Source organism: Nocardiopsis sp. TNDT3, from assembly GCF_003427465.1.
Lineage (GTDB): Bacteria > Actinomycetota > Actinomycetes > Streptosporangiales > Streptosporangiaceae > Nocardiopsis > Nocardiopsis dassonvillei.
In genome coordinates this window covers 1-5,132 of sequence record NZ_QPFC01001032.1, presented here as the reverse complement: position 1 = coordinate 5,132, position 5,132 = coordinate 1, and the positions used below count along the sequence as shown (strand labels likewise).

The 5,132-nt window shown below is 72.5% G+C and carries 6 protein-coding genes and 1 tRNA gene; 6 read left to right on the top strand and 1 reads right to left on the bottom strand.

What is annotated here, in order from left to right; translation table 11 throughout:
* Positions 1–19: 19 nt before the first annotated feature.
* The 6 genes from moaC (at position 20) to DQW06_RS23345 (ending at position 4,214) form a co-directional block, all read left to right on the top strand.
* Complete coding sequence (moaC, locus tag DQW06_RS23370; protein WP_013155088.1) at positions 20–529, top strand: cyclic pyranopterin monophosphate synthase MoaC; 510 nt, start codon at positions 20–22, stop codon at positions 527–529.
* Positions 522–1,034 carry a molybdenum cofactor biosynthesis protein B gene (locus DQW06_RS23365; RefSeq protein WP_026338439.1) on the top strand — a complete coding sequence of 171 codons (513 nt, stop codon included), beginning with the start codon at positions 522–524 and terminating at the stop codon, positions 1,032–1,034. The genes moaC and DQW06_RS23365 overlap by 8 nt, the downstream gene beginning before the upstream one ends.
* 250 nt (positions 1,035–1,284) lie before the next feature.
* On the top strand, positions 1,285–2,007 hold the full coding sequence (locus DQW06_RS23360) for a GNAT family N-acetyltransferase (RefSeq protein WP_013155086.1): 723 nt from the start codon (positions 1,285–1,287) through the stop codon (positions 2,005–2,007).
* A gap of 395 nt (positions 2,008–2,402) precedes the next feature.
* Positions 2,403–3,047 (top strand): hypothetical protein, encoded by a 645-nt coding sequence (locus tag DQW06_RS23355; protein ID WP_013155085.1) that lies wholly within the window; start codon positions 2,403–2,405, stop codon positions 3,045–3,047.
* Between the two features lie 112 nt (positions 3,048–3,159).
* Positions 3,160–3,233: transfer RNA gene (locus DQW06_RS23350), tRNA-Ala, on the top strand.
* A 381-nt stretch (positions 3,234–3,614) separates the two neighbouring features.
* The gene (locus tag DQW06_RS23345) at positions 3,615–4,214 is read left to right on the top strand and encodes a TetR/AcrR family transcriptional regulator (RefSeq protein WP_117199317.1); all 600 of its coding nucleotides are present in this window, start codon (positions 3,615–3,617) and stop codon (positions 4,212–4,214) included.
* A 216-nt stretch (positions 4,215–4,430) separates the two neighbouring features.
* Here DQW06_RS23345 and DQW06_RS23340 read toward each other — a convergent pair.
* Positions 4,431–5,132: response regulator transcription factor (locus tag DQW06_RS23340; protein WP_232833132.1), on the bottom strand; the 702-nt coding region annotated here is incomplete at its 5' end.

Below are 5,132 nucleotides of genomic sequence, written 5' to 3'. Positions count from 1 at the left end.
CGGAGGAGTTGGCGGACCCATGACCGACACCCCACGGCGGGAGGGGGCCGACCACCCCTCCGGGTTCACCCATCTGGACGGATCCGGCGCCGCCCGCATGGTCGACGTCTCGCAGAAGACGGTGAGCGCGCGCACCGCCACCGCGTCGGGCCGGGTGCTGCTCGGCCCCGAGGCCGTCGCCGCCCTGCGCGGGGGAGGGGTGCCCAAGGGCGACGCCCTGGCCGTCGCCCGCATCGCCGGGATCCAGGCGGCCAAGCGCACCCCCGACCTGGTGCCCCTGTGCCACCCCATCGCCGTGCACGGGGTGGACGTGGACCTCACCGTCGTGGACGCGGGCGTGGACATCCGGGCCACGGTCCGCACCGCCGACCGCACCGGCGTGGAGATGGAGGCGCTCACCTGCGTCATGGCCGCGGCCCTGGGGCTGGTGGACATGGTCAAGGCGATCGACCCCGCGGCCGAGGTCACCGGAGTGCGCGTCGAGGAGAAGACCGGAGGCAGGAAGGGCCACTGGAGGCGTGGTGACTGACGCCCCCGTCCCCCGCGTGGCGGTCGTCACGGCGTCCAACCGGGCGGCGGCGGGAGTGTACCCGGACCGCTCCGGACCGGTCGTGGCCGAGGGGCTGCGCGGGATCGGCTGCGAGGTCGTGGGGCCGTGGGTGGTCCCCGACGGCGAACCGGTGGCCCGGGCCATCGGCCGCGCCCTGGACGAGCGGCTCGACGCCGTCGTCACCACCGGGGGGACCGGGCTGACCCCGCACGACCACACGCCCGAGGTGACGCGCGCCCTGCTGTCCTACGAGATCCCCGGGATCGCCGAGGCGCTGCGTGCGGCGGGCCGGGACAAGGGCGTGCCCACGGCGATCCTGTCGCGCGGCCTGGCCGGGGTCGCCGAGCGCGCGGGGCACCGGATGCTCGTGGTCAACCTGCCCGGCTCCCGGGGCGGCGCCGCCGACGGGATGGAGGTGCTGGCGCCGGTGCTGCGGCACGCGGTGGACCAGCTGCGCGGAGGCGACCACGCCCGCTCCGAATGACACCGGACAATGACCGGAATCACATCCCGGGCATTCCGACCGTTGAGAATTCCTTGGGGCGGGGCCGGTTTTCGGTACGGGAGTATTGGAGTTAAGAATCAGCCGATTCTTGCCCGCGGGGGCGACCGCAGCCATGCCGCGTCCCCGGGAGTGGAATACTGGAGCCCGTCACCGGCGACGGGAACCCGACGCCTCCGCGTCCGGTGTCGCAGCGCTGGGCTACGGTGCCGAGGGCATCGAAGGGACGGTCGTGAATCGCAGACATGGGTGGCCCGTCACCCTCCAGGAGGGTTCCGTCGTACTCCGGCCACTGCGGCTCCGCGACGCCGCGGCGCTCCGGGACACGCGTTCGCGCAACGAGGAGTGGCTGCGCCCCTGGGAGCCCACCTATCCGGAGATGCCGCTGCGCACCACCGGGCTCACCCCCTACGTCTCGATGCTCCAGTCCATCCGCCACGAGGCCAGGCAGGGCCTGTCCATGCCCTGGGCGATCCTCTACGGCGACAGGTTCGTCGGCCAGATCACGGTGGGGGCCATCGTGTGGGGCTCGGCCAGGTCGGCGCAGGTCGGGTACTGGATCGACAGCGCCCACGCCGGGCTCGGCATCACCCCGACCGCGGTCGCGCTGGCCGTGGACCACTCCTTCTTCCGCGTCGGGCTGCACCGGATCGAGGCCAACGTCCGGCCAGAGAACCGGGCGAGCAGACGCGTGGTCGCCAAGCTGGGTTTTCGCGACGAGGGCGTGCGCAGGAGACAGCTGCACATCGACGGGGCCTGGCGCGACCACATCTGCTACGCGATCACCGCTGAGGAGGTCCCCCAGGGGCTGATGTACCGGTGGCGCCACGAGTCCTCTTCTTCCGGACCGTCCGGGGAACCCGGTTCCGGCCCCGGTTCCGCTTTGGGGCCACAGGGCCCGAACGGCGGCCGGGATCCACACGATCCGGCGAGTCCGTACCCGGAGCCGAACTGAACGTGCCAACATCGCAGAAGCATCCGGAACTTAAACCTGACTTTAGTGACATTGACTCATTACTTTGCGTTGAATTGGGACTGCACTCCGCAGTCGTTGGCTGACCTGTGCTTTCACCCCCGGGGTCAGGGCGTCCGAAACTGAGAGTCCACAATCTTGCGACACTCCGGTCAGAATGTGGCGCATTTATGGACACGGGGTCGTACCGTGCGGAACATAGACGCATTGACGATGCGGGCAACGCGTGGATATGGCGCACCGGAAACTCCCCGGGTCCGGGGAGGGACGGGTGCGGCGCTCCCCGCCGGGACGTCTCCGTCCCCGGGAGCACCACGCGGCGCGGTGTCGACGAGGTGTCGATCAACGTCCAGTGGCCGTCATCGTGAGGAGGGGTGATGAGCAGCTCTCCTCTGTACCTGGCCATCGTGGTGGTGTGGCTCATAGTCCTGGTGCCGATGCTGCTGCGGAAGGACCCCGACACCTTCCACGAGGACCCGCGGGAGGACGAGGAACCCGCGGGGACCGAGGCCGACGAGGCCGGGGAGGACGCCGAGGGGCGTGCGGAGGACCCGGACGCCACCGAGACCCGGGTCCTGCGCCGTGACGACCACGGCATCGCCCCGGCGGACGCCCCCGGGCCCGCCGGGGACGCGCCGCGCCCGGGGCGCTACCGCGCCGAGTCCGGGCCGCGCGCCCGCGTCATCGCCCGCCGCCGCCGTCGCACCACGACGCTGATCCTGGTGAACGCCGCCACCCTCGTGGCCGTGGCCCTCGGGCTGGGGCCCTGGTGGGTGGCCGCCCCGCCGGCGCTGCTGTTCGCCGGACACCTGGTCCTGCTCCGTGAGGCCGCCAAGGCCGACGCCGAGCGCAGGGAGGCGGCCCTGCGGGCCCGCCGCCGTGAGGTCCTGCGCGCCCGCCGCGACGAGGCGGAGCGGCGGCGCGAGGCCGAGCGCGAGGCCGAGGTGATCGCTCTCAAGGAGCGGCGCAGCCAGGTCTACGACCAGTACGCGGACGCCCGGCTGCGGGCGGCCGGGGACTGATCCGGTCCGGACCGGGAACGGTCCGGGCCGGGGCCGCGCCCGCTCCGGGACCGAACCGGGAGAAGCCGGTTCGGACCACTCCGGGTTTCCTGCTAATGTGGATCTCGTCTTCGGGGCTATGGCGCAGTCCGGTAGCGCACCTCGTTCGCATCGAGGGGGTCTGGGGTTCAAATCCCCATAGCTCCACCGCAGACAGCAAGGCCCCTCCCGGGTTCGGGAGGGGCCTTCGCCGTGTTCTGAGGGACATCCCCGGGAGGCTTCCGGGAGATCTCCGGTGGTGGACCCGTGCTCGTCCCCGGCGCGGAGGGGCCCGCACGGCGCCCCGGCGCGGAGGGGCCCGCACGGCGCCCCGGCGCGCACAGCCGGGCGGGCTCCGGTCCGGAGGCGGTGCTGCTGTTCCCTGCGGCGGGAGGTCGTTTCCGGACCGGAGCCCCGAGTGTCACCGGCGAAGCGGCTATCCCCTGTCGCGGGGCGGCCGGTACCCGTCCAGCGTACTCCCCGCCTTCGCGGCGGGGCAGGCCTCCGCAATCTTTACAGTGGCAACCCCCCGTCGTAGGGTGCGGAGCCATGGCACACGGATACCACCACGGGAACCTCCGGGCCGCCGTCCTGGAGAAGGCGGCCGAGGCCATCGCCAGGGAGGGGCCCTACTCCTTCAGCCTGCGCTCTCTGGCACTCGAACTCGGGGTCAGCCACACCGCCCCCCGGCACCACTTCGGCAGCCGTGAGGGCGTGCTCAACGCCCTGGCCACCGAGGGCTTCCGCGAACTGGCCGCGCGGCTGCGGGCCAACCGCGAGTCCGGCGGGGGCTTCCTGGAGGCGGGTGTGGAGTACGTGCGCTTCGCGACCGGCCACCCGGCGCACTTCGACGTGATGTTCACCCCCAGCCTGCTGAGCGACGACGACGCCGAGCTGAACGCGGCGCGCACGGCGGCCTTCGACGAGCTCCGCGCCGGTGTGGAGTCCCTGGCCGAGGAGGGCCGGGAGGTCGAGGACGCGGCCGCCGCCATGGTCGCGGGCTGGTCGGTCGTGCACGGCATCGCCACGCTCTCCCTCACGGGGAACCTGGAGGGCTCGGGGTTCGGTGACCTGTTCCGCGACGCCGACCTGCTCACCGTGACCCGCCGCAGCGCCGGGCTGCTCTTCGGCCCCTCCGCGGGGGAGTAGGTCCGCCCGGCGCGGCTCCCGACCGGCCGCGGGGCGTGCGCCGAACGGTGCCGCGCCCCCTCCCGGCGCCCCTGTGCGGCCCGTGACGCGCAGGACGCGTCCACGCGGGCGTTCTCGGTGCTCCTGGGACTCGTGGTGCTGCTGGTGCCGGACGGGCTCCAGCGTCCGGCTGGCGGCCGTCCGTCGGACACTGGAGCCCGACCCGGCCGGAAGGCCTCAGCGCCCGGAGACGTACTCGGCCCGGACGGCGTAGATGGCGGCCTCGGTGCGCGAGTGGACCTGGAGCTTCTCCAGGATCTTGCGGACGTGGTTCTTGACGGTGTTCTCGGTGATGAACAGCCGCTCCCCGATCTCCCGGTTGTTCAGGGAGCGGGCCAGCAGCTTGAGCACCTCGGTCTCGCGCCGGGTCAGCTCGGGGATGGTCGTGCGGCTGGGCGGCGCGCTCTCCTGCTTGGCCAGCTCGGCGAACTCCCCGATGAGCTTGGTCGCCATCGCCGGGTTGATGAACGAGTCGCCCTTGACGATGGCGCGCACCGCCTCGGCGAGTTCGGTCACCGAGATGGCCTTGAGCAGGTAGCCCGTGGCCCCGGCCTTGAGCGCGTCGAAGAGGTCGCTCTCGTCGTCGCTCATGGTCAGCATGATGAACCTGGTGTGCGGCACCGCCTCGCGGATGCGCGAGCAGGCGTCGATGCCGCTGGTGTGCGGCATCATCACGTCCATGATGACGACGTCCGGACGCAGCTCGGCGGCCAGGCGGACGGCTTCCTCCCCGTCGTTGGCCTCGCTGACCACGTCGATGTCGGGCTCCTCGTCCAGGACCGACACCAGGCCCCGGCGGAAGAGCGCGTGGTCGTCCACGACCATGGCGCGGATCGGGGCGGCCGGAGCGGCGGGCTCCCCGGGACAGGGGGCCTGGGC